Annotated in this window: 24 protein-coding genes; 9 read left to right on the forward strand and 15 right to left on the reverse strand. The window is 65.5% G+C overall.

Features of this window, described 5'->3' with window-relative positions:
* Positions 1–128 precede the first annotated feature (128 nt).
* On the forward strand, positions 129–542 hold the full coding sequence (locus tag ACIPG5_RS07440; RefSeq protein WP_236237313.1) for a DUF4398 domain-containing protein: 414 nt from the start codon (positions 129–131) through the stop codon (positions 540–542).
* Between the two features lie 50 nt (positions 543–592).
* Positions 593–1,378, forward strand: a complete 786-nt coding sequence (locus tag ACIPG5_RS07445) for an OmpA family protein (RefSeq protein WP_176513592.1) — start codon at positions 593–595, stop codon at positions 1,376–1,378.
* 111 nt (positions 1,379–1,489) lie between these two features.
* On the opposite strand, the gene ACIPG5_RS07450 is transcribed toward ACIPG5_RS07445, so the two are convergent.
* The 15 genes from ACIPG5_RS07450 to ACIPG5_RS07520 all read right to left on the reverse strand — a co-directional run bounded on the left by ACIPG5_RS07450 (position 1,490) and on the right by ACIPG5_RS07520 (position 17,518).
* A complete protein-coding gene (locus tag ACIPG5_RS07450; RefSeq protein ID WP_176513594.1) occupies positions 1,490–1,816 on the reverse strand; it encodes a hypothetical protein in 327 nt (108 codons plus the stop codon).
* Positions 1,813–2,739, reverse strand: coding sequence for an alpha/beta hydrolase (locus tag ACIPG5_RS07455; protein WP_401374035.1), 927 nt, complete (start codon positions 2,737–2,739; stop codon positions 1,813–1,815). The genes ACIPG5_RS07450 and ACIPG5_RS07455 overlap by 4 nt, the downstream gene beginning before the upstream one ends.
* Positions 2,711–3,988 (reverse strand): flavohemoglobin expression-modulating QEGLA motif protein, encoded by a 1,278-nt coding sequence (locus ACIPG5_RS07460; RefSeq protein WP_401374037.1) that lies wholly within the window; start codon positions 3,986–3,988, stop codon positions 2,711–2,713. The genes ACIPG5_RS07455 and ACIPG5_RS07460 overlap by 29 nt, the downstream gene beginning before the upstream one ends.
* 28 nt (positions 3,989–4,016) lie before the next feature.
* Positions 4,017–4,565, reverse strand: a complete 549-nt coding sequence (locus tag ACIPG5_RS07465; RefSeq protein WP_176513600.1) for a hypothetical protein — start codon at positions 4,563–4,565, stop codon at positions 4,017–4,019.
* A gap of 29 nt (positions 4,566–4,594) precedes the next feature.
* Positions 4,595–5,299, reverse strand: coding sequence for a TetR/AcrR family transcriptional regulator (locus tag ACIPG5_RS07470; RefSeq protein ID WP_401374221.1), 705 nt, complete (start codon positions 5,297–5,299; stop codon positions 4,595–4,597).
* Between the two features lie 181 nt (positions 5,300–5,480).
* Positions 5,481–6,983, reverse strand: a complete 1,503-nt coding sequence (gene lysS / locus ACIPG5_RS07475) for a lysine--tRNA ligase (RefSeq protein ID WP_016712972.1) — start codon at positions 6,981–6,983, stop codon at positions 5,481–5,483.
* Between the two features lie 93 nt (positions 6,984–7,076).
* Positions 7,077–8,172 (reverse strand): peptide chain release factor 2 gene (gene prfB / locus ACIPG5_RS07480; protein ID WP_236237318.1). Its coding sequence is split into 2 segments (ribosomal slippage): positions 7,077–8,099 and positions 8,101–8,172, totalling 1,095 coding nucleotides; the frame shifts between segments, so codons are not numbered across the junction.
* A 122-nt stretch (positions 8,173–8,294) separates the two neighbouring features.
* Positions 8,295–9,299: a Wsp signal transduction system regulator diguanylate cyclase WspR gene (gene wspR, locus ACIPG5_RS07485; protein ID WP_176513604.1), complete on the reverse strand. Its 1,005-nt coding sequence runs from the start codon at positions 9,297–9,299 to the stop codon at positions 8,295–8,297.
* A 51-nt stretch (positions 9,300–9,350) separates the two neighbouring features.
* A complete protein-coding gene (locus tag ACIPG5_RS07490) occupies positions 9,351–10,364 on the reverse strand; it encodes a chemotaxis response regulator protein-glutamate methylesterase (RefSeq protein ID WP_176513606.1) in 1,014 nt (337 codons plus the stop codon).
* A complete protein-coding gene (locus ACIPG5_RS07495) occupies positions 10,361–12,649 on the reverse strand; it encodes a hybrid sensor histidine kinase/response regulator (protein WP_176513608.1) in 2,289 nt (762 codons plus the stop codon). Before ACIPG5_RS07495 ends, ACIPG5_RS07490 begins: the two co-directional genes overlap by 4 nt.
* On the reverse strand, positions 12,646–13,314 hold the full coding sequence (locus tag ACIPG5_RS07500; RefSeq protein ID WP_401374041.1) for a chemotaxis protein CheW: 669 nt from the start codon (positions 13,312–13,314) through the stop codon (positions 12,646–12,648). The genes ACIPG5_RS07495 and ACIPG5_RS07500 overlap by 4 nt, the downstream gene beginning before the upstream one ends.
* The gene (locus tag ACIPG5_RS07505; protein WP_401374043.1) at positions 13,311–14,567 is read right to left on the reverse strand and encodes a CheR family methyltransferase; all 1,257 of its coding nucleotides are present in this window, start codon (positions 14,565–14,567) and stop codon (positions 13,311–13,313) included. Before ACIPG5_RS07505 ends, ACIPG5_RS07500 begins: the two co-directional genes overlap by 4 nt.
* Positions 14,564–15,076, reverse strand: a complete 513-nt coding sequence (locus tag ACIPG5_RS07510; RefSeq protein WP_286912978.1) for a chemotaxis protein CheW — start codon at positions 15,074–15,076, stop codon at positions 14,564–14,566. Before ACIPG5_RS07510 ends, ACIPG5_RS07505 begins: the two co-directional genes overlap by 4 nt.
* A 5-nt stretch (positions 15,077–15,081) precedes the next feature.
* Entirely contained in the window at positions 15,082–16,704 is a 1,623-nt protein-coding gene (locus ACIPG5_RS07515; protein ID WP_176513617.1) for a methyl-accepting chemotaxis protein, read from the reverse strand.
* Positions 16,705–16,831: 127 nt separating this feature from the next.
* Positions 16,832–17,518 (reverse strand): tellurite resistance TerB family protein, encoded by a 687-nt coding sequence (locus ACIPG5_RS07520; RefSeq protein WP_236237324.1) that lies wholly within the window; start codon positions 17,516–17,518, stop codon positions 16,832–16,834.
* Positions 17,519–17,732: 214 nt separating this feature from the next.
* Here ACIPG5_RS07520 and ydcS point away from each other — a divergent pair, with 214 nt between their 5' ends.
* The 7 genes from ydcS to ACIPG5_RS07555 all read left to right on the forward strand — a co-directional run bounded on the left by ydcS (position 17,733) and on the right by ACIPG5_RS07555 (position 23,949).
* Entirely contained in the window at positions 17,733–18,884 is a 1,152-nt protein-coding gene (gene ydcS, locus ACIPG5_RS07525; protein WP_401374046.1) for a putative ABC transporter substrate-binding protein YdcS, read from the forward strand.
* Between the two features lie 91 nt (positions 18,885–18,975).
* Positions 18,976–20,016, forward strand: coding sequence for an ABC transporter ATP-binding protein (locus ACIPG5_RS07530; RefSeq protein ID WP_176513623.1), 1,041 nt, complete (start codon positions 18,976–18,978; stop codon positions 20,014–20,016).
* A 1-nt stretch (position 20,017) separates the two neighbouring features.
* Entirely contained in the window at positions 20,018–20,950 is a 933-nt protein-coding gene (locus ACIPG5_RS07535; RefSeq protein WP_401374049.1) for an ABC transporter permease, read from the forward strand.
* A complete protein-coding gene (locus tag ACIPG5_RS07540; RefSeq protein ID WP_236237327.1) occupies positions 20,940–21,746 on the forward strand; it encodes an ABC transporter permease in 807 nt (268 codons plus the stop codon). Before ACIPG5_RS07535 ends, ACIPG5_RS07540 begins: the two co-directional genes overlap by 11 nt.
* A 16-nt stretch (positions 21,747–21,762) precedes the next feature.
* Positions 21,763–23,187 carry a gamma-aminobutyraldehyde dehydrogenase gene (locus tag ACIPG5_RS07545; protein WP_314617447.1) on the forward strand — a complete coding sequence of 475 codons (1,425 nt, stop codon included), beginning with the start codon at positions 21,763–21,765 and terminating at the stop codon, positions 23,185–23,187.
* 178 nt (positions 23,188–23,365) lie between these two features.
* On the forward strand, positions 23,366–23,620 hold the full coding sequence (locus ACIPG5_RS07550; protein WP_286912982.1) for a type II toxin-antitoxin system HicA family toxin: 255 nt from the start codon (positions 23,366–23,368) through the stop codon (positions 23,618–23,620).
* Positions 23,617–23,949: a type II toxin-antitoxin system HicB family antitoxin gene (locus ACIPG5_RS07555; RefSeq protein WP_176513633.1), complete on the forward strand. Its 333-nt coding sequence runs from the start codon at positions 23,617–23,619 to the stop codon at positions 23,947–23,949. The genes ACIPG5_RS07550 and ACIPG5_RS07555 overlap by 4 nt, the downstream gene beginning before the upstream one ends.
* The last annotated feature ends 4 nt before the right edge of the window (positions 23,950–23,953 follow it).

Raw genomic sequence — 23,953 nt, forward strand, 5'->3', positions numbered from 1 at the left:
ACAGCCAATAGCCATCACGCTAAAACCCTGCACACCTGTTGTCGTGCACCGTGCAGCGAACGTGCTGACAAAGGTCAGGGATTGAGCGATGGACTGCTACGGACATTGTCGTTATCAGGAGTGATCCAATGGAGCTGACCACCATGAAGACCCGCACCGCGAAACCCTCATCCCCCCATGTGCGCGGACTCAAGCTGGCCGCGCTGGCCCTGGGCAGTAGCCTGGTCCTGGCCGGCTGTGCCGGCAACCCGCCGACCGAGCAGTACGCCGTGACCCAGTCCGCCGTGAACTCCGCGGTCAGCGCTGGCGGCACCGAGTTTGCCGCCGTGGAAATGAAAGCCGCGCAGGACAAGTTCAAAGAAGCCGAAATCGCCATGCACGACAAGAAGTACGACGACGCCAAGCGCCTGGCCGAGCAGGCCGAGTGGGACGCTCGCCTCGCCGAACGCAAGGCCCAGGCGGCCAAGGCCGAGAAGGCCGTACAGGAAGCCCGCCAGGGCGTCCAGGACGTGCGTCAGGAAGGCATGCGCAGCGCTCAGTGAGCGCGGCACCCCTAACCTGAGCCTTCGCAATCGATCAAAGGATGAACACTATGCGCAATTACGTCATGATTCCCGCCCTGCTGGCCCTGAGCGTCGGTCTCGCTGCCTGCTCCCACGACCCGAACCCGAACCTGGAATCGGCCCGCACCAACTTCTCGGCGCTGCAGAGCGACCCACAGGCAAGCAAGGTCGCGGCCCTCGAAACCAAGGACGCCCAGGACTGGCTGAACAAGGCCGACAAGGCCTTCATGGAGCGTGAGAACAACGAGAAGGTCGACCAGCTGGCCTACCTGACCAACCAGCGCGTCGAGGTGGCCAAGCAGACCATTGCCCTGCGCACCGCCGAAAACGAGCTGAAAAACGCTTCCGCCGAACGCGCCAAGGCCAAGCTCGATGCCCGCGACGCGCAGATCGCCAAGCTGCAGGACAGCCTCAACGCCAAGCAGACCGACCGCGGCACCCTGGTGACCTTCGGCGATGTGCTGTTCGACTTCAACAAGGCCCAGCTCAAGAGCAGCGCCTTGCCCAACGTCACCAAGCTGGCTCAGTTCCTTCAGGAGAACCCTGAGCGCAAGGTGATCGTCGAGGGCTACACCGACAGCGTGGGTTCGGCCAACTACAACCAGACCCTCTCCGAGCGCCGCGCCGGCGCCGTGCGCATGGCGCTGGTACGTGCCGGCGTCGACCCTGCGCGCATCGTCGCCCAGGGTTATGGCAAGGAGTACCCGGTAGCGGACAACGCCAGCAACTCCGGCCGTGCGCAGAACCGTCGGGTGGAGGTGACCATCTCCAACGACAACCAGCCGGTGGCACCGCGTTCGGTGAGCCAGCGCTAAGCGCAAGCTGGCTTGGCTGAAATGAAAAGCCCCGCGCGATGCGGGGCTTTTTCTTGACTGTACCGGCCCTATCGCCGGCAAGCCGGCTCCCACAGGTGGAAGCCAATGGCATCACTGCACCTGCTGTGGGGTCTCCTCCCCCATGCAGCGCACCGCGCGCTTGCGGTTGTCCACCAGCACCCCGGTCAAGCCCTTCTGCTGCGTATCGAACAGCACCAGCACGCCATCCATGCACTGCGCCACCTGCGCCGCAGGCTCCAGCGAGACCTTGTAGTCTTCGCCCGGCACGGTCTTGAGCATGGTGAAATCCTGCAACAGCAGCGCATCCTCGGGCTTGGCGAAATGCAGGTAGCCGTAATACCAGAGGGCCCCCACCGTCACGATGATGCTGCCGACACCGGTCAGGATCAGGGGGATGGCGTTGCGTTCTTCACTCATTGCGGGTTCTTCTTCTGGTCAGGGTAGTTGGGCACTTCGGCAAGGCGCCGCAGGCCGTTGAAATGGCTGGGGTCATCCAGGAAGCGGAGCATCACCTGGCGCCACACCGGGTCAGCGAAGGTCTGCACATGGCCGCCACGGGTCAGCTGCAATACCCGCGGTGGCGGTGCGTGCTGGTACAGGCGGATGCCGTTGTCCATCGGCACCAGGGTGTCGTCGATGCTGTGGAAGAACAGCTTGGGCGGGCTGGCAAGCTGCTCGACCGAGCGGATTGCGCTGTCGCCGTCCGGCACCAGGTAGGACAACGGCACCTGCAGCGGCCAGGTCAGCCATGAAGTGCTCAGGGCATAACGGCCGACCGCGCGGTAGCTGGCCGGCACACCATCGAATACCAGTGCACTGAAGCGTTGACGCTGCTCGGGATGCTGCGCCAGGTAATGGATCGCCATCGCCCCGCCGAGGCTCTGGCCCAGCAGCACCAAAGGCTTGCCCTTGACCTGCGGCGCCTGGTCGAGCCAGGCCATGGCGGCCGCGATGTCCTCATACACCTCCGGCAAGCTGGGCTTGCCCTGGGACAGGCCATAGCCGCGGTAATCGATCATCAGCACCTGGTAGCCCTGCTCCGGCAACCAGTAGCTGGCGCCCAGGTGGCCGGGCAGGTTGCCGCCGTTGCCATGCAGGTGCAGCACCGTGCCCTTGACCTCGACGCCGGCCTTGGCCGGCAGCCACCAGCCATGCAGGCGCACGCCATCGGAGGTGGTGAGCGTGACATCGCGGTACTGCAGCTGGGCCCGCGCGGGGGTGAACGCTTCGCCCGGTTCGGGGTAGAACAGCAGGCTGCTGCAACCGCCCAGCCCCAGCAGGAGCATGCCCAGGGCCAGCAGGCGGCAGCGCTCAGAGAATGTTCGCGTAATCGGCTTCAATGCGATCCAGGCTCAGGTGGTTGAGGAAGTTGGAGAAGCACATCCACGCCGACAGGGCGTTGAGGTCGCGGAACTGTTCGGGCAGGTACTTGGGTGGCTCGACCAGGCCCTCTTCGACCAGTTGGCGCAGGGTGCGCATGTCTTCCAGGGTGGTCTTGCCGCAGAACAGCAGCGGAATCTGCTCGAGCTTGCCCTTCTTCACGGCCAACTGAATGTAGTTGTAAACCATGATGAAGCCCTTGAGGTAGGACAAGTCCTTGGTGAATGGCAGGCCATTGGGCACCGAACCGCGGAACACCCGGCTGGCGTTGCTGTAGCTTTGCGCCATTTCGAAACCCTGGGCGCGGAAGAACTCGAACACCTGCAGGAAGTCCGCGCCCTCCTCGACCATGTGGATGGCCCGGGTGCGGTTGGTGAGCTTGCGCAGGCGGCTGGGGTAGGAGGCGAACGCGATCACCTCCATGAGGATCGCCAGGCCCTCCTGGGTCACCGTCGAGGAGGGCGGGCCCTTGGCCAGGAAGGTGCAGATCGGCTGGTTCAGGCCATTGAGCGTGGTGCCCACGTGCACCAGCCCTTCATGCACTTCCAGCGCGCGCACGTCGCGGCTGTTGAACATGGCGTCGGCGCGAATCTTGATGTAGTCGGCACCGGCTGCGGCGTCGGCGACGATGCCGTCGGACTCGAACACGCGGATGGTTTCCTCGGCCTCGCCGAACACCTTGTTCAGGCGCTGCTGGAGGATGTCCACGGCCTCCTTGGCGGTGAGGTTCTTCGGCTCGTCCTTGAGGTCGCCGCGGCCATCGATGTTGTTGAGGTAGTCCGAGAGCATCAGGCCCAGGTCGGCCAGGGTCGGGTCACCGGCGTGGAAGGCATCGGAGGCGGCGCCATACAGCTCCTGGGAGATCAGGCCGAAATCCTCGGTGCCGCGCGCTTCGAGCATGCGCACCACCATGCGGTACTCCTTGCACATGCGCCGCATGATCTGCCCGACCGGGTTGAACTGGCCCAGCTGGCGGGTGATGTCGCGCTCGATGCTCTGGAATTCGGCCTTCACCGCGCTGGAGTCGAACGACAGCGGGCGCGACTGGTAATAGGCACGGTCCACCGCCGGTGGCTCCTTGCCCCTGGCCTTGAGGAAACCCTGGCGAATATTGTCGTCCCACTTCACCGCATCGAGCACGCGGATCGGGGTCTGCGCCGTGACGATGCGATCGGACAGGGCGCGGATGGTCTGCTGGTATTCGTCCACCGGGGACTCCTTGAAAATCAGATCCTGGCTATTTGCCGCTGCGCTGGAAGCGTGCCACCTCGACGAACAGGTCGGAGTTGGCCGGGTCGTCCAGGTAGGCCAGCACCCGCGCCGACGGGCTGTCGATCAGCACCCCGGCGCCGTTGTCTTCCGGCACCTGGGTGCTGCGCCCGGTCAGTTCCTTCTTCTCCACCGCCTGCTCGATCTGCTCGACGTCGAGGTTGTAGAGCACCAGTTGCTTGCCCTCGACGATGTCGAACCCGCCGATCAGGAAGTTGCCGCCCAGGCGCTTGGGCACCCCGGCCGAGAGGTACCAGCGGTTGCCATGGCGCGACACGCTAAAGACATATTCCTCAGGCTTCTTGCCCTTGGCCGTGGCCACGGCCTTGTAGGCGCCAGCGCCACTGCGGCTGATCACCAACTGCAGCGGCTCGCCCCAGGCATCCTTGCTGTGCCACTTGCCCAGCAGCGCCTTGGGCGCCGCCTGGTTGCTCGGCAGCGGTTCGTGGAAGGTCACCAGACAACCGCCCAGCAGCAGGAATGACAACGTCAACAGCACCACACGCCAGGCTTTCATCAGGTTCTCCTTGAAAGGTCGTTCTCGGCTCAGGCCGATGCCAGCACCAGGTGCAGGTAACGGGTAAGCATAGCGAGCATCTGCCCATCGGCTTGCGCATCGGCATCCTTGAGCAGGCCCTGATATTCCATCTGCTCGATAATCGCCGTCAACATCTGGGCGTCCTGTTCGGGTTGGCGCGAGCCCACCACCTGCAGCATCTGCCGCGTGCCATGCAGCAGGATCTGCTGGTGGGCGCGCACCAGCTCGGCCAGGCGCGGGCACAGCAGCGCCTCCTGGCGGAAGGCCTGCTCGGCCATGAGGAAGTCACGGCGGTTGAGCAACTGGCGCGACACATAGTCGGCGGTCATGCGTGCCACTTCGTCGGCCAGCCGCGCGCGCGATTGCGCACTGCCGTCGCCCTGGGCGAGCAGCTGACGCAGCACCACTTCGGTGTTGGCCCACAGCTTGGCCATGTAGGCGGCGCTGCGTTCGACGTACTGGGCGAAGGTGTCGGTGAGCAGGTCTTCGATATCTTTGAAGTAGTAGGTGGTGGCGGACAGCGGCACGCCCGCTTCCGCGGCCACGGCGCGGTGGCGCACGCCGCGCACGCCATCACGCACGACGATGCGCATGGCGGCGTCGAGGATCAGCTGGCGGCGCTGTTCGCTGCCTTGACGGGCGGTCTTGCGGCCTTGGTATTGCACGCTTTCGGCGACGGCGCTGGCGATGCCGGCGGCGCCTTGCTGGGCCATTGCGGGGGTCACTCTGGGTACCTCATTGTTCGAGTCAGCGGCGGCCCCTATCGCCGGCAAGCCGGCTCCCACAGGAACTCCACAACGCTTCCTGTGGGAGCCGGCTTGCCGGCGATAGGGCTGCTACAGACAGTCTTCAGGCATGAAAAAGCCGCCTCGAAAGGCGGCTTGTTCAGTTCGCTCAGGCCTGTGGGCGCATGTGCGGGAACAGGATCACATCGCGAATCGATGGCGAGTTGGTCAGCAGCATGACCAGGCGGTCGATACCGATGCCTTCGCCTGCGGTCGGCGGCATGCCGTACTCCAGCGCACGCACGAAGTCGGCGTCGTAGTGCATGGCTTCGTCGTCACCGGCGTCCTTCTCGGCCACCTGGGCCAGGAAGCGTTCGGCCTGGTCTTCGGCATCGTTGAGCTCGGAGTAGGCGTTGGCGATCTCGCGGCCACCGATGAACAGCTCGAAACGGTCGGTCACGGCCGGGTTGTCGTCGTTGCGACGGGCCAGCGGCGAGACTTCGAACGGGTACTCGGTGATGAAGTGCGGCTGCTCCAGCTTGTGCTCGACCAGCTCTTCGAAAATCATCACCTGCAGCTTGCCCAGGCCCTCGTGGCCCAGCACCTTGGCGCCGGCCTTCTTGGCGATATCACGGGCACGGTCGACGTCCTGCAGGTCGGCGGCGGTGAGCTCGGGGTTGTACTTGAGGATCGAGTCGAACACCGACAGGCGCGCGAACGGCTCGCCGAAGTGGAACACCTTGTCGCCATACGGCACGTCGGTGCTGCCCAGTACCAGCAGCGCCAGCTCGCGGAACAGTTCCTCGGTGAGGTCCATGTTGTCGCGGTAGTCGGCGTAGGCCTGGTAGAACTCGAGCATGGTGAATTCAGGGTTGTGACGAGTCGATACGCCTTCGTTACGGAAGTTGCGGTTGATCTCGAACACTTTTTCAAAGCCACCGACCACCAGGCGCTTGAGGTACAGCTCCGGCGCGATGCGCAGGAACATGGCCATGTCCAGGGCATTGTGGTGGGTTTCGAACGGCTTGGCCGCGGCGCCGCCAGGGATGGTCTGCAGCATCGGCGTCTCGACTTCGAGGAAGTCGCGCTCGATGAGGAACTTGCGGATGTGCGAGATCACCTGCGAACGCACACGGAAGGTGTGGCGGGTTTCTTCGTTGACCATCAGGTCGACGTAGCGCTGGCGGTAGCGCTGCTCGGTGTCGGTCAGGCCGTGGTGCTTGTCGGGCAGCGGGCGCAGCGACTTGGTCAGCAGGCGCACGTTGGTCATCTCGACGTACAGGTCGCCCTTGCCGGAACGGGCCAGGGTGCCTTCGGCGCTGATGATGTCGCCCAAATCCCAGGTCTTGACCGCGGCCAGGGTCTCTTCGGGCAGGGTCTTGCGGTTGACGTAGACCTGGATGCGGCCGGTCATGTCCTGGATCACCATGAACGAGCCACGGTTGAGCATGATGCGACCGGCAACCTTGACCGGGATCGCGGCTGCTTCCAGCTCTTCCTTGGTCTTGTCCGCGTACTGCTTCTGCAGGTCGTTGCAGTAGCTGTCGCGACGGAAGTCGTTGGGGAAGGCATTGCCCTTGGCACGCTCGGCGGCAAGTTTTTCCTTGCGCAGGGCGATCAGGGCGTTTTCTTCCTGTTGCAGGTCTTGCGATTCGGTCTTGAGGTCGCTCATGTCGTCATTCTTTCCATCAGGTATTCGTTGCCCTATTCGGGCAGGGCACGCGACACCGGCGGGCAGCCAGGCATCGCGGCAGTGGTGTGCGGCTTACAGCCCCTGCTTGAGGCTCGCTTCCAGGTACTGGTCGATGTCGCCGTCCAGAACCTTGTTGCAGTCGCTACGCTCGACGCCGGTGCGAAGGTCCTTGATGCGCGAGTCATCCAGCACATAGGAGCGGATCTGGTGGCCCCAGCCGATGTCCGACTTGCTGTCTTCCAGCGCCTGGGAAGCGGCGTTGCGCTTTTGCATTTCCAGTTCGTACAACTTGGCCCGCAGCATTTTCATGGCGGTGTCCTTGTTGGCGTGCTGGGAGCGTTCGTTCTGGCAGGCCACCACGGTGTTGGTCGGCACGTGGGTGATACGAACCGCCGAGTCGGTGGTGTTCACGTGCTGGCCACCGGCACCGGAGGAGCGGTAGGTGTCGATGCGCAGGTCGGACGGGTTGATCTCGATCTCGACCTTGTCGTCGATCTCGGGCGACACGAACACCGCCGAGAACGAGGTGTGGCGACGGGCACCGGAGTCGAACGGGCTCTTGCGTACCAGGCGGTGCACGCCGATCTCGGTGCGCAGCCAGCCGAAGGCGTACTCGCCCTTGATGTGCACGGTAGCGCCCTTGATGCCGGCGACTTCACCTTCGGAGAGCTCGATGATGGTGGCGTCGAAACCGCGCTTGTCGGCCCAGCGCAGGTACATGCGCAGCAGGATGTTGGCCCAGTCTTGCGCTTCGGTACCGCCGGAGCCGGCCTGGATGTCCAGGTAGGCGTTGTTCATGTCCATCTCGCCGCTGAACATGCGACGGAACTCGAGCTGGGCCAGGGATTCTTCCAGGGCCTGCAGTTCGGTCTCGACATCGCTGACAGCGCTTTCATCACCTTCCTCGACGGCCATGTCGAGCAGGTCCTTGCAGTCGGCCAGGCCATTGGCCATCTTGTCCAGGGTCTCGACGACCTGCGCCAGCATGGCACGCTCGCGGCCCAGGGCCTGGGCGTACTCGGGCTTGTTCCAGACGGCCGCGTCTTCCAGCTCGCGGTTGACTTCGATCAGGCGGTCATGCTTGTGATCGTAGTCAAAGATACCCCCGAATGGACTGGGAACGCTCGGTAAGGTCCTTGATGGTGTTCAGGATCGGTTGGATTTCCATGGGCAGGCTACTCGCGCGAATTCGGTGAAAAGCCGGGGAGTATAACCGAGTCTTGGGCTTGGCGGCAGACCCGCCGGGCAGTCGAGACAGCCTCATCGCCGGCCAGCCGGCGATGAGGCGCTTCAGGCGATCCCGACCTGGTTGCGGCCGCTGTCCTTGGCCAGGTACAGGCCCTTGTCCGCCGCCGAGATCAGCTGCCGGCAATGGCTGCCGATCGCTGGCGTCTGGGTGGCCAGGCCAATGCTCACGGTCAGCCGCGAGTCGGCCTCGGGGGCGATGTGCGGGATGTTCAGGCCATGCACGGTCTGGCGCAGTTTTTCCGCCACCAGCCGCGCCCCGCCCGGCGAGGTGTTGGGCAGCACCAGGGCAAATTCCTCGCCACCGTAGCGTGCCGGCAGGTCGGTGGGCCGCGAGCACGAGCCACGGATGGCTTCGGCGACCTGGCGCAGCGCCTCGTCGCCGGCCAGATGGCCGAAGCTGTCGTTGAACACCTTGAAGAAATCCACATCGATCATCAGCAGCGACAACTGCTGCTGTTCACGCATGGCCCGGCGCCATTCCAGCTCCAGGTACTCGTCGAAGTGGCGGCGGTTGGACAACCCGGTGAGGCCGTCGGAGTTCATCAGCCGCTGCAGCATCAGGTTGGTGTCGAGCAGCTGCTGCTGGCTGACGCGCAAGGCGCGGTAGGCCTCGTCCCGCTGCAACAGCGTCAGGTACGAGCGCGAGTGGTAGCGAATGCGCGCCACCAGCTCGATGGTGTCGGGCAGCTTGACCAGGTAGTCGTTGGCGCCGGCGGCGAACGCTGCGCTCTTGACCAGCGGGTCTTCCTTGGTCGACAGGACGATGATCGGAATGTCCTGGGTGGCCGGGTTGTTGCGGTATTCGCGCACCAGGGTCAGGCCGTCCAGGCCGGGCATGATCAGGTCCTGGAGAATCACCGTGGGCTTGATGCGCATGGCCTGGGCCACCGCCTGGTGCGGGTCGGCGCAGAAGTGGAAGTCGATGTTCTCTTCATGGGCCAGGCCACGACGCACGGCTTCGCCGATCATCGCCTGATCGTCGACCAGCAGCACCATCGCCGAGTTTTCGTTGGTAGTCGCGAAACCGTCGATCGGTAAATCAGTCATCCATTTTCACCTGATCACTGCAGCCGGGGCGGCGTGATTCAATACATATCGTCATTTTGCAAAGATTTCCATCAAGCGCCCGGCAATTCGCTCCAGCGGACGGATTTCCACCGCCGCATCGATTGCCGCGGCGGCCTTGGGCATGCCGTAGACTGCGCTGCTGGACTGGTCCTGGGCAATGGTCAGGAAGCCCTGCTGGCGCATCAGTTTGAGGCCCTGGGCGCCATCGCGGCCCATGCCGGTGAGCAGCACGCCCACCGCATCGCCGCGCCAGTAGCGCGCCACGCTCTCGAAGAACACATCGATCGAGGGCCGGTAGATTTCGTTGACCGGTTCAGCAGTGTAGGCCAACTGGCCATTGTGCAGCAGGCGGATATGGTGGTTGGTGCCGGCCAGCAGCACCTGCCCCGGCTGCGGCGGCTCGCCCTCGCGGGCCAGGCGCACCGGCAGCCCGCAGGCGCTGCTGAGCCATTCGGCCATGCCGGCGGCGAACACCTGATCGACATGCTGCACCAGCACGATGGACGCCGGAAACGCCTTGGGCAGGCCCTTGAGCAGCACCTCGAGGGCCGCCGGCCCACCGGCCGAGGAGCCTATCGCCACCAGGCCCCGGCGCTGGGCGGCATCGCGTATGGGCGCGGCCACCGGTTTGGTCGCACTGGGGCGCTGCTGGCCGATCAGCCAGCTGATGTTGAGGATCTTGCGCAGCAGCGGCGCCGCCGCCTCGCGCGCATCGCCCGCGCCAAGCGCCGGGGTGTCGACCACATCCAGGGCGCCATGGCCCATGGCTTCGAACACCCGGTGCACGTTCTGCTTGCGGTCGACGGTGACGATGACGATGGCGCACGGCGTCTCGGCCATGATCCGCCGGGTCGCCTCGACGCCGTCCATCACCGGCATGATCAGGTCCATGAGGATCAGGTCGGGGGTGGCCTCGGCGCACTTGCCCACGGCCTCGGCGCCATTGCCGGCGACCCAGATCACTTCGTGCGCAGGCTCGAAGGCCAAGGCCCGGCGCAACGCCTCCACGGCCATGGGCATGTCGTTGACGATGGCGATCTTCATCCTTGAGCACCTCCGATCAGTTCGACCACCGCATCCAGCAACGCATCGTCGTGGAAGCTGGCCTTGGCCAAATAATAGTCGGCGCCGGCATCCAGACCACGCCGGCGATCTTCCTCGCGGTCCTTGTACGACACCACCATCACCGGCAACGACTGCAGCCGCTGGTCGCGGCGCACCAGGGTGACCAGCTCGATGCCGTCCATGCGCGGCATGTCGATGTCGGTGATCAGCAGGTCGAAGTCCTCGCCCCGCAGGGCGTTCCAGCCGTCCATGCCATCCACCGCCACGGCCACTTCGTAGCCCCGGTTGCTCAACAGCTTGCGCTGCAGTTCGCGCACGGTCAGCGAATCGTCGACCACCAGGATGCGCTTGCGCGCAGCGCCGCGCCCGGCCTGGGCGCCACGTTCGATACGTTCCAGGCGGCCGGTGCTCAGCAGCTTCTCCACCGAGCGCAGCAGGTCTTCGACGTCGACGATCAACACCACCGAGCCGTCGTCCAGCAGGGCGCCGGCGGAGATGTCCTGGACCTTGCCCAGGCGCGGGTCGAGCGGCATCACCACCAGCACCCGCTCGCCGACCAGGCGCTCCACGGCCACGCCGTAGAGCTGTTCCCGTTCGCGGATCACCACCACGCGCAAGCTGCTTTGCTCGCCGTGGCCGTTGGGCCGGTTGAGCAGCTGGCTGGCCGCCACCAGGCCGATGTGCTGGCCCTCGTGCCAGAAGTGCTGGCGCCCTTCGATCTGCACGATCTGCTCGGCGCTGACCTCCAGGGTGCGTTCGATGTGCGCCAGCGGGAAGGCGTAGGCCTCGCCGCCCACCTCCACCACCAGGCTGCGCACCACCGACAGGGTCAGCGGCACTTCCAGGTGGAAGCGACAGCCCTGGCCGGCCACCTGGGTCAGCTCGATCGAGCCACGCAGTTCGCGGACCATGTGCTGCACCGCGTCCAGGCCGACGCCGCGGCCAGACACTTCGGTCACCTTGTCGCGCATGCTGAAGCCAGGCAGGAACAGGAAGGTCAGCAGCTCCGCCTCGCTCATCTGCGCCACCGTGGCCGCCGGCGACAGGCCACGCTCGACGATGCTGCGGCGCAACCGCTCAAGGTCGATGCCGGCGCCGTCATCGCTCAGTTCGAGAATCAGCAGGCCGGCCTGGTGGGAGGCGCGCAGGCGTATCGCGCCCTCCTCCGGCTTGCCGGCCAGCAAGCGCTGCTCGCGCTGTTCGATGCCATGGTCGACGGCATTGCGCAGCAGGTGGGTCAGCGGCGCGTCGAGCTTTTCCAGCACGTCGCGGTCGACCTGGGTCTTCTCGCCGTCGATTTGCAGGCGCACCTGTTTCCCCAGCGAGCGCCCCAGGTCACGGACCATGCGGCTCTGGCCGGTGAGCACATCGGCGAACGGGCGCATCCGGCAGGCCAGTGCGGTGTCGTAGAGCAACTGTGCGCGCTGGCTGGCTTGCCAGCCGAATTCGTCGAGGTCGGCGGCCTGCTGTTGCAGGATCTGCTGGGTCTCTTGCAGCAAGCGCTGGGTCTGGGCCAGGGCGTCGAGCACTTCCGGGCTCTGGCCGCTGTCCTCCAGTTGCGCCTTGAGGCCGTCGAGGGCGCGCATGCCCTGGCCGTGCATGCGTTTGAGGCGCTGCAAGGTGGCCAGGTAGGGCTTCAGGCGCTGGGTCTCGACCAGCGACTTGCTCGACAGGTCGAGCAAGCTGTTGAGGCGGTCGGCCGTGACCCGCAGAACCCGCTCGCCGCCTTCCCCACTGCGCTTGCCAGCCTTGCGCAGGGCGGGCGCATCGCTGTCCGCCTCGGCTTCGAGCACGGGCGGCTCGGCCGGCGCTGGCGCAGGTGGCGGCACCGGCACATCGACCCGCGGCGCCTGGGCCACTGGCGCAGGCGCGGCCGACGGATCGATCAGGCCTGCCATCTGCACCAGAAACGCCGGCACCGCGGCCTCACCCTGCGGGTCATCGGGGGTGGCGATATGCAGCAGCAGGTCGGTACCGCGCAGCAGCGCATCGATATGCTCGGCACGCAGCAACAGCCGGCCTTCCTGGGCGGCCACCAGGCAGTCTTCCATCACATGGGCCACGCTGACCCCGGCATCAAGGCCGACGATCCGCGCCGCGCCCTTGAGCGAGTGGGCCGCGCGCATGCAGGCTTCCAGGTGATCGGCCTGGGTCGGGTTGCGCTCCAGCGCCATCAACCCGGTGCTGAGCACCTGGGTCTGGGCTTCGGCTTCCAGGCTGAACAGCTCGAGCAACGATGCGTCGCGCATTTGCTCAGGGGTCATGACAGGCTCCGCTGCACGGCAGACAGTAGTTGTTGTTCATCCAGCACGCGCACGCTGCGCCCGCGCCACTGCAGCACGGCGGCGGTGAACGGCGCCGCTTCCTCGGCGGCAGCGGCCGGCGCGAGGTCCAGGCGGTGGATGCCATCAATTTCATCCACCGCCATCACCACCGGGCCGCCTGCCGCAGCGAGGATCAGCAGCCGGGGCATGGCCCGGCCACTGCGCGGCTGTTGTTCGACCAACTGCTCGACCCCCAGCAGGTCGCCCAGGGACAGGCACGGCACCAGTGCGCCGCGCACGTTGGCCACGCCCTGCAACACCCGCGAGCGCTGATGTGGCAACGAATGCACCGGCTGCACCGGGGCGATTTCTGCCAGGCACGCGGTGGCCAGCGCCAGCCATTCCTCGCCCAAGCGGAACAGCAGCAGCGAGCGCCCGGCATGGGCGTCGCTGGCCTGCGCATGGTGCACCTGCTCGTCCTGGACCAGCGCGTAGCGGTCCAGCAGGCGCGTGGCGGCTGCAGCGTAGACATCGCAATTGCGGCAGTGGATGTGCCGCTCCAAAAGCGGGCACTGCTTGTTGCCATGCACGCCGATGCGGTTCCAGCAGTCATCGATGTGCTGGTCGTCTTCAGCGAGCAGCGCCACGGCGTGTTCGACGTTCATCGTTCAGACTCCCGACCGGCGCGCGCGGCGCGTTCCTGCAGGCGACGGGCCCCGGCGCTGTCCCCTTGGGCGGCCAGCAAAGTGGCCAGGTGCAGCAGCGCCTCGGCATGCTGCGGCTCCAGGTACAGGGCCTTGCGGTAATGGCTCAGCGCTTGCGCGGCGTCGCCTTCGGTGTCGCTGAGCAGCCCCAGCCAGTAGTACACCTGGGCCTTGGGCGCAAACTCGCGCAGGTAGCGCTGGCAGCTCGCTCGCGCCTGGGCGCTGTCGCCGGCATTGGCCTGCTGGGCGATGCTGGCCAGCAACTCGCTTTCGCTCTCGCGTGGTTCAGCCTTGGGCGCTGCGGCCGCTATCAGCCTGCGCGGCGGCGGCGCAGGCGCTGGCGCTGGCCGGCTGGGCACGCTCGGCGCGACGCTGGCGGGGGCGCTGTGCAGGGGTTTGGGCGCGGCAACCGGCGTTTCGGCAGGTTGGCGCACGTAGGCAAACGACTGGGCAATCCCCAGCGGGCGCATGCCCAGGCGCGCCAGCAGGCTGCCCTCGGCAGGCCCGATGAACAGCACACCCTGGTCGTGCACCAAGCGCTTGAGCACCTCGAAGACCCGCTGCTGGGTCGGCACGTCGAAGTAGATCAGCAGGTTGCGGCAGAACACGAAATCGTACTGGCCATTGCGCCCGGCCAGGATCGGGTCGAGCACATTGCCCACTTCGAACCTCACCTGCTGCCGCACCCGCGCGTCCAGTTCATGGTTGTCGCCGGCTTCGTGGAAATGCCGCTCGCGAAATGCCAGCGCCTGGCCACGGAAGGAGTTGCGCCCGTACACGGCCTTTTTCGCCTTGGCCACCGAATTGGGGCTGATATCGATGGCATCGACCTGGAAGGCCGCCGGCTGCATGCCCGAATCCAGCAAGGCCATGGCCAGCGAGTAAGGCTCCTCGCCGGTGGAACAGGGCAGGCTGAGCAGGCGCAACGGCCGCTCGCCGGCCAGTTCGGCCAAGCGCTTGTGGGCCAGGCCGACCAGCGCGGTGAACGATTCGGGGTAGCGGAAAAACCAGGTTTCCGGAACGATCACCGCCTCGATCAGCGCCTGTTGTTCGTCTGCCGACTGCTGCAGGCGCAGCCAGTAATCGTCGAGGTCGGCGGCATTCAGGGCGACACAACGCTGGCGCAGGGCCCGCTCGACCATGGGGATGCCCACCGACTCGACATCCAGGCCGATGCGCTCCTGCAAGAAACGGAAAAACCGCTGATGGCTCATGAACCCACCTGCTGCTGGCCTGGTTGCTCGGCAAACAGCAACGCGCGCACCGCATCGCTGAGCAGGTCATCCACCTCGATGCGCTGCAGCATGCCCTGGGCATCCTGGCGCACCGGGCCCAGGTAAGGCGCCTCGCCGTTGTCCAGGCCATAGGGCTGGAACTCGTCTGGCGGGCAGCGCAGGGTGTCGGTGGCCTGCTCCAGGATCAGCCCCAGCTGATGCACCTTGCGGTAGTGCACCAGCACCAGGCGCGTGCTGGTGCGCTCGGCGGCGGGCCGGGCAAAGCTCAGGGCGCACAGGTCGATCACCGGCACCAGCACGCCGCGGTGGGCGAGGATGCCGGCGACCCAGGCCGGGGCCTGGGCGATCGGCTTGAGCGGCCGGCGCGGCAGCACCTCGATCACTTCGCGCACATCCAGGGCGAAGCGCTGCTGGTCGAGTCGAAACTGCAGGTACAGCGTGCCCTTGGCGCGGGCCGCCGCTGCCGAATGCGGATGCAGGTCGGTCATCTGGGTCAGACTTTGAAACGCGACACGCCGCCACGCAGGCCGGCGGCCACCTGGCTCAGCTCATCGATGGCAAAGCTGGCCTGGCGCAGCGATTCCACGGTCTGGGTACTGGCGTCGCTGAGCTGGGCCAGCGCCTGGTTGATCTGCTCGGCACCGGTGGCCTGGGCCTGCATGCCCTCGTTGACCATCAGCACCCGCGGCGCCAGCGCCTGCACCTGGTGGATGATCTGGCTCAGTTGCTCACCCACCTGCTGCACCTCGAACATGCCGCGGCGCACTTCTTCGGAGAACTTGTCCATGCCCATGACCCCGGCCGATACCGCCGACTGGATTTCCCGCACCATCTGCTCGATGTCGTAGGTGGCCACGGCCGTCTGGTCGGCCAGGCGCCGCACCTCGGTGGCGACCACGGCAAAACCGCGGCCGTATTCGCCGGCCTTTTCCGCTTCGATGGCGGCGTTGAGCGACAGCAGGTTGGTCTGGTCGGCGACCTTGACGATGGTCACTACCATCTGGGTGATGTTGCTGGCCTTTTCGTTGAGGATCGACAGCTTGGCGTTGACCAGGTCGGCAGCCCCCATGACCTGGTGCATGGTCTCTTCCATGCGCGCCAGGCCTTGCTGGCCGGAGCCTGCCAGGCTCGAGGCCTGGTCGGCGGCGCTGGTCACTTCGGTCATGGTGCGCACCAGGTCGCGCGAGGTGGCGGCGATTTCCCGGGAGGTGGCGCCGATCTCGGTGGTGGTGGCTGCGGTCTCGGTGGCGGTGGCCTGCTGCTGCTTGGAGGTGGCGGCAATCTCGGTGACCGAGGTGGTCACCTGCACCGACGAGCGCTGGGCCTGGGACACCAGGTTGGCCAGCGCCTCGGCCATTTCGTTGAAGCCACTTTCGATGGCGCCGAATTCATCCTTGCGGTCCAGGCTCAGGCGCATGCTCAAATCGCCCGAGCGCAGCTTGTCGAGGGCATGCACCACGCGCTGCACCGGCGCGGTGATGGCGCGCATCAGCAACAGGCCGCAGATACCGGCGGCAATGATCGCCAGCAACAGCGAAACCATCATGCTGCCCTTGGCGGTGCTCACGGCGCTGACGATTTCCTGGGTGGCGGCATCGGCCGATTCGCGGTTGTGCTCGATGACCGTGTTGAGGTGCTTGCGCCCATCGACCCAGGCCGGGGTCAGCACGTCGCTGATCAGCCGCTGGGCTTCGCCGTAGTTGTGCTGGCGATAGGCATCGAGCACCTCGCCAACGATCTTGACGTAGGTTTCTTCCATCTTCACGAAGTCATCGAACCTGGCCTGGTCGCCGCGGTCCTGGATGGTGGCCTGGTAGCTGGCCATGTGCTGCTTGAGGCGCTCTTCGAAGCTCTTGAACAGCTCCATGTCGGCCGGGGTGATTTCGCGGTGGTTGGACAACCCCACCAGCTGCTGGCTGGTGACGTAGCTGTCGACCCAGGCGCTGCGGATCATCGAGCTGTAGTAGACCCCGGGAATGCTGTCGGTACCCACCGCCTCCTCGGCACTTTCGATCGCCACCAGCCGCGAGTAGGCGGCCACGATCATCAGCAGCATGATGGCGATGATCACGGCGAAACTTGCCAGGATCCGTTGGCGCAAGGTCCAGTTCTTCACATTCAGCCCTCAGGAATTCACAACGAGCGGGAAAAATCGTCGAAGTATAGCCTAGGCTTCCTACGGTTTTGCGGCTGAAGTGCGGGGTATTCAGGCATCCTTGCCCAGTGGACAGGCCATTTGCCACTTATTGCGCCGAGGCGAGGCGCACCTGGTTCTCCAGTTCCTGGCGCAAGGCAGGGTCCAGGCGCAGCTGGCGGGCCAGTTCGTCGAGGTAGGCGCGCTCCATGAAGTTTTCCTGGTCGACCATCATCACGCTGGCCAGGTACATCTCCGCCGCCATCTCCGGGGTTTGCGCCGCGCGGGCGACTTCGGCCGGGTCCAGGGGCTTGTTGAGCTCGGTGTGCAGCCACTGCTGCAGCTCGCCGTCGTTGTCCAGGCGGGTGAACTCGCCTTCGATCAGTTGCCGTTCGCGCTCATCGATATGGCCATCGGACTTGGCCGCCGCCACCAGGGCGCGCAGCACCGCCTGGCTGTGGATTTCGGCCTGGGCCGGCGGCAGCCGGTCGAGGGTCTGCGGCGCCGCGCCCTGCCCCGCGCCCTGGCGCGCCTGCCAGTTGCCGTAGGCCTTGTAGGCAAGCACACCAAGGGCCGCCAGGCCGCCGTAGGTCAGCACCTTGCCGCCCACCTTGCGCCCCTTCTTGCTCCCCAGCAGCAGGCCCATGGCCCCGGCGGCCAAGGCACCGCCGCCAGCACCGGACAACAGGCTGCCGAGCCCGCCCGCGCCTGGCGAAGGTTTGCCGGCGGACGACTGCTTGTTCAGCAGTTGCTGGCCGGATTTGAGCAATTGATCGAGCAAGCCCCGGGTGTTCATGCGCGTGTCTCCACGTTTCAGAAAGTAACGGCCAGAGTAAGCCCTGCCAGGTGCCCGGCCACGCCCGGATTTGCTTCCAGATGTTGCTTTAGCTGGCAAAAAGCCAACTAGACTCGATATCGCCAACGTACTGCGCAAGCGCACTACGCTTATAGCCAATGCTTCACCGCTTGCGTGATGACTGCCCCGATTTCCAAGAACAAGAGGGAACACCATGTCAGTGCACAAGACCGCATTGCTCGGCGCCGTGACCGGCGCGCTGCTGGCCAGCGCCGGCCTGCAGGCTGCCGAGCTGCCCAAGGCCCTGGGCGCCACCGAGGGCCAGCTGGATATCGTCGCCTGGCCCGGCTACATCGAGCGCGGCGAGAGCGACAAGGCCTATGACTGGGTCAGCGGCTTCGAGAAAGACACCGGTTGCAAGGTCAACGTCAAGACCGCTGCCACCTCCGACGAAATGGTCAGCCTGATGAACAAGGGCGGCTACGACCTGGTCACCGCCTCTGGCGATGCCTCGCTGCGGCTGATCGTCGGCAAGAAGGTGCAGCCGATCAACACCGCGCTGATCCCCAACTGGAAGAACATCGACCCACGCCTGCAGAACGGCGGCTGGTACGTGGTCGACAAGCAAGTCTACGGCACGCCGTACCAGTGGGGCCCCAACGTGCTGCTGTACAACACCAACACCTTCAAGCAGGCGCCGACCAGCTGGGGCGTGGTGTTCCAGCCGCAGGCGCTGCCCGACGGCAAGCCGAACAAGGGCCGGGTGCAGGCCTACGACGGGCCGATCTACATCGCCGACGCGGCGCTGTACCTGAAATCGGCCAAGCCGGAGCTGGGCATCCAGGACCCCTACGAGCTTAACGAGGCCCAGTACAAGGCCGTGCTCGAACTGCTGCGCCAGCAGCAGCCGCTGATCCATCGTTACTGGCACGACGCCACGGTGCAGATGAGCGATGTGAAGAACGAGGGCGTGGTCGCGTCCAGTTCGTGGGGCTACATGGTCAATGGCCTGAAGGCCGAGAACCAGCCCGTGGCCTCGACCATTCCGAAGGAAGGCGCCACGGGCTGGGCCGATACCACCATGCTGCACAGCGAGGCCAAGCACCCCAACTGCGCCTACAAGTGGATGGACTGGTCGCTGCAACCGAAGGTGCAAGGCGATGTGGCGGCCTGGTTCGGCTCGTTGCCGGCGGTGCCGGCGGCGTGCACCAGCAGCGAACTGCTGGGGGCCGAAGGGTGCAAGACCAACGGTTTCGACAACTTCGACAAGATTGCCTTCTGGAAGACGCCACAGGCCCAGGGCGGCAAGTTCGTGCCCTATAGCCGCTGGACCCAGGACTACATCGCGATCATGGGCGGGCGCTGAGGTCGATTGCGCCTGTACTGGCCCCATCGCCGGCTCCCACAAGTGCCGGCGATGGGGCCAGGCAACCCAACACAACAGCCGAGTAGTGCCCATGCCCCTAGCCGTCCAGTTCACCCAGGTTTGCCGCACCTTCGGCGAGGTCAAGGCTGTCGACCAGGTCAGCATCGACATCGAAGACGGCGAATTCTTTTCCATGCTCGGCCCTTCAGGCTCGGGCAAGACCACCTGCCTGCGCCTGATCGCCGGCTTCGAACAACCCGACAGCGGCTCGATCCGCATCCATGGCAGCGAAGCCGCTGGCGTGCCGCCCTACCAGCGGGACGTCAACACGGTGTTCCAGGACTACGCACTGTTCCCGCACATGAACGTGCGCGACAACATTGCCTATGGCCTGAAGGTCAAGGGCGTGGCCAAGGCCGAACGCCATGCCCGGGCCGAAGAGGCGCTGGCCATGGTCGCCCTGGCCGGCTACGGCGAGCGCAAGCCGGCGCAGCTTTCCGGTGGCCAGCGCCAGCGTGTGGCCCTGGCCCGCGCCCTGGTCAACCGGCCGCGGGTGCTGTTGCTCGACGAGCCGCTGGGCGCGCTCGACCTGAAGCTGCGCGAACAGATGCAGGGCGAGCTGAAGAAGCTGCAGCGCCAGTTGGGCATCACCTTCATCTTCGTCACCCACGACCAGACCGAGGCGCTGTCGATGTCCGACCGCGTGGCGGTGTTCAACCGCGGGCGCATCGAGCAAGTCGACACCCCGCGCCAGCTCTACATGAAGCCGGCCACCACCTTCGTCGCCGAATTCGTCGGCACCTCCAACGTGGTCCGCGGCGACCTGGCCGAGCAGCTCAGCGGGGCGCGCGCGCCGTTCTCCATTCGCCCCGAACATATCCGCCTGGGCGACCTGCCCGGCGACGGGCCGCACGTGCAGCTCAGCGGCCTGCTGCGCGACATCCAGTACCAGGGCAGCGCCACGCGCTACGAAGTGCAGCTGGACAACGGCCAATTGCTTGCGGTGAGCCACGCCAACGACCGCTGGCAAGACCAGCCGCAACCCTGGCAGGCCGGCCAGCGGGTGCAGGTGCGCTGGCCGCGCGAGGCGATGACGGCGCTGCAGGAAACCGTGCTGGCCGAGGGCCGCTGACATGAGCCTGGCGCAACCCTCTGCAAGCCCGCTGCGGCGCTTTGCCAACCTTTTGTACCGGCGCCCCAACCTGTACCTGTCACTGCTGCTGATCCCGCCTTTGACCTGGTTCGGCGCGATCTACCTGGGGTCGTTGCTCAACCTGATGTGGCAGGGCTTCTACACCTTCGACGACTTCACCATGGCGGTGACGCCGACCCTGACCCTGGGCAACTTCGCCGCCCTGTTCAACCCCTCGAACTTCGACATCATCCTGCGCACCTTGAGCATGGCCGTTGCGGTGTCGCTGGCCAGCGCGGTGCTGGCCTTCCCCATCGCCTACTACATGGCGCGCTACACCAGCGGCAAGACCAAGGCGTTTTTCTACATCGCGGTGATGCTGCCGATGTGGGCCAGCTATATCGTCAAGACCTATGCCTGGACCCTGCTGCTGGCCAAGGGCGGCGTGGCCCAGTGGTTCGTCCAGCAACTGCACCTGGATGCGCTGCTGCAAGCCGTGCTGGCCGTGCCCGGGGTGGGCGGCAGCACGCTGTCGACCTCGCACCTGGGGCGCTTCATGGTGTTCGTGTACATCTGGCTGCCGTTCATGATCCTGCCGATCCAGGCCTCGCTCGAGCGCCTGCCGCCGTCGCTGCTGCAAGCCTCGGCAGACCTCGGCGCAAGGCCTGCGCAGACGTTCTGGCAGGTGATCCTGCCGCTGTCGATCCCAGGCATCGCCGCCGGCTCGATCTTCACCTTCTCGCTGACCCTGGGCGACTTCATCGTGCCGCAGCTGATCGGCCCGCCCGGCTACTTCATCGGCAGCATGGTCTACGCCCAGCAAGGGGCGATCGGCAACATGCCGATGGCCGCCGCGTTCACCCTGGTACCGATCGTGCTGATTGCGCTGTACCTGTCCATCGTCAAGCGCCTGGGAGCCTTCGATGCACTCTGAAAAAGCCACCCTCGGCCTGCGCCTGGCGGCGTGGGGCGGCTTGCTGTTCTTGCACTTCCCGATCCTGATCATCGTGCTGTACGCCTTCAACACCGAAGACGCCGCCTTCAGCTTCCCGCCCCAGGGCTTGACCCTGAAATGGTTCGCCGTGGCCTTCGCCCGCGCGGACGTGCTCGAGGCCATCAAGCTGTCGCTGCAGGTGGCCTGCCTGGCCACGCTGATCGCCCTGGTGCTCGGCACCCTGGCGTCGGCGGCGCTGTACCGGCGCAGCTTCTTCGGCAAGGAGGGCATTTCGCTGATGCTGATCCTGCCGATCGCCCTGCCCGGCATCATCACCGGCATCGCCTTGCTGTCGGCGTTCAAGAGCCTGGGCATCGAGCCTGGGATTTTCACCATCGTCGTCGGCCACGCCACCTTCTGCGTGGTGATCGTCTACAACAACGTGATCGCGCGGCTGCGGCGCACCTCGCAAAGCCTGATCGAAGCCTCGATGGACCTGGGCGCCGATGGCTGGCAGACCTTTCGCTACATCATCCTGCCCAACCTCGGTTCGGCGCTGCTGGCCGGCGGCATGCTGGCCTTTGCCCTGTCGTTCGACGAAATCATCGTCACCACGTTCACCGCCGGCCACGAGCGCACGCTGCCGATCTGGTTGCTCAACCAGCTCAGCCGCCCGCGCGACGTGCCGGTGACCAACGTGGTCGCCATGCTGGTGATGCTGGTGACCATGCTGCCGATCCTCGGCGCCTACTACCTGACCCGCGGCGGTGAAGGCGTCGCAGGCAGCGGCAAATGACCTCAAAGGAGCCCCCATGCAAACCGATATGCTGATCAATGGCCGCCTGGTCGCTGGCGAAGGCCCGGCCTGGACCGTGCTCAACCCGGCCGAGGGCAGCGCCCTGGTACAGATCAACGAGGCCAGCGAAGCCCAGGTCGATACCGCCGTGCGCGCCGCCGACCTGGCCTTCGACAGCTGGTCGCAGACCAGCCCCAAGGAACGCTCGCTGGCCCTGCTGGCGCTGGCCGACGCCATCGAGGCGCATGGCGACGAGCTGGCCAGGCTGGAGTCGCAGAACTGCGGCAAGCCCTTCGCCGCCGCGCTGAACGACGAGATACCGGCCATCGTCGATGTGTTCCGCTACTTTGCCGGCGCCGCCCGCTGCCTGGGCGGCTCGGCGGCCGGCGAATACCTGCCGGGGCACACCTCTATGATTCGCCGCGACCCACTGGGCGTGGTGGCCTCGATCGCGCCGTGGAACTACCCGCTGATGATGCTGGCATGGAAGATCGCCCCGGCCCTGGCCGCCGGCAATACCGTGGTCATCAAGCCGTCCGAGCTGACCCCGCTGACCGCCCTGCGGGTGGGCGAGCTGGCCAAGGACCTGCTGCCTGCCGGTGTGCTCAATATCCTTTTCGGCCGTGGGCAAACGGTCGGCAACCCGCTGGTCACCCACCCCAAGGTGCGCATGGTGTCGCTGACCGGCTCGATCCCCACCGGCGCGCACATCATCGGCGCCACGGCCGACAGCGTGAAGCGCATGCACATGGAGCTGGGCGGCAAGGCGCCGGTGCTGGTGTTCGACGATGCCGACATCGATGCCGCCATCGAGGGCATTCGCACCTTCGGCTTCTACAACGCAGGCCAGGATTGCACGGCGGCCTGCCGCCTGTATGTGCAAAGCGGCATCTACGAGCGTTTTGTCGAGCGCCTGGGCCAGGCGGTTGCAAGCCTCAAGGCCGGCGTGCAGGACGCCGAGGACACCGAGCTGGGGCCGCTGATCAGCGCCCAGCACCGTGACAAGGTGGCGGGCCTGGTGAACCGCGCCATTGCCCAGCCGCACATTCGCCTGGTCACCGGCGGCAAGGCACTGCCTGGGGATGGTTTTTTCTTCGCCCCCACGGTGCTGGCCGATGCCTTGCAGGACGATGAGATCGTGCGCAACGAAGTGTTCGGCCCGGTGGTGTCGGTGACCCGCTTCACCGATGAAGCCCAGGCGCTGGAGTGGGCCAACGACTCGGAATACGGCCTGGCCTCATCGGTGTGGACCCGCGACACCGGCCGCGCCCATCGCCTGGCGGCGCGGCTGCAGTATGGTTGCACCTGGGTCAACACCCACTTCATGCTGGTCAGCGAGATGCCCCATGGCGGGCAGAAGCACTCGGGGTATGGCAAGGACATGTCGATGTATGGGCTGGAGGATTACACCTGTGTGCGGCATGTGATGATCAAGCATTGAACCTGGGGAGGCATCACTGACGCTATCGCCGGCAAGCCGGCTCCCACAGGTACTCTGCAAGCCTTGATGCTGCTTGGTACCTGTGGGCAATTCGGCTTCTTGATTTTGCGACCTTTCATTCAAAGCTCAACCGAGCGCCCTACAGCCAACTGATGACTTGGTATCATATTCTGATACCATGAACAGTCATCAAAGATCGACCCTTCTGGCCATCTTCAAAAAACCGGTGCCCAAGGCCCTGGAATGGGTGCGCGTGGAATCGCTGCTGATTTCGATCGGAGCCAAGGTCATTGAAGGGAGGGGGTCGCGCGTGCGCTTTGAACTCAATGGCGTGATCGCCACGTTTCACCGGCCACATCCAGACAAGCATGCCAAGCCTTATCAATTGCACGGCGCCCGCCAGTTCCTTGAGCAGGCAGGAGTGACACCATGAATGTAATGACTTACCGCGGCTATGCCGCACGAATCGAATACAGCGATGAAGACCAGCTGCTGATCGGCCACGTGGCCGGGATACGTGACGTCATCGGCTTTCATGCAGAGTCGATAAGCGAACTACGGCAAGCGTTTCAGGAGGCGGTGGACGACTACATCGAAACCTGCGAGCGGCTAGGCAAAGAGCCGCAAAAGGCTTACTCCGGGAAATTGAGCCTGCGCCTGGAACCTGCTTTGCACGCCAGCGTGGCAACCAAGGCCGAGCTGGCGCACAAGAGCATCAATCAATGGGTGAGCGACATCCTCAGCCAGGCTGCCTACAACTGAGCCT

It is taken from the genome of Pseudomonas sp. NPDC087029, assembly GCF_044745345.1.
GTDB classification, from domain to species: domain Bacteria; phylum Pseudomonadota; class Gammaproteobacteria; order Pseudomonadales; family Pseudomonadaceae; genus Aquipseudomonas; species Aquipseudomonas faucium.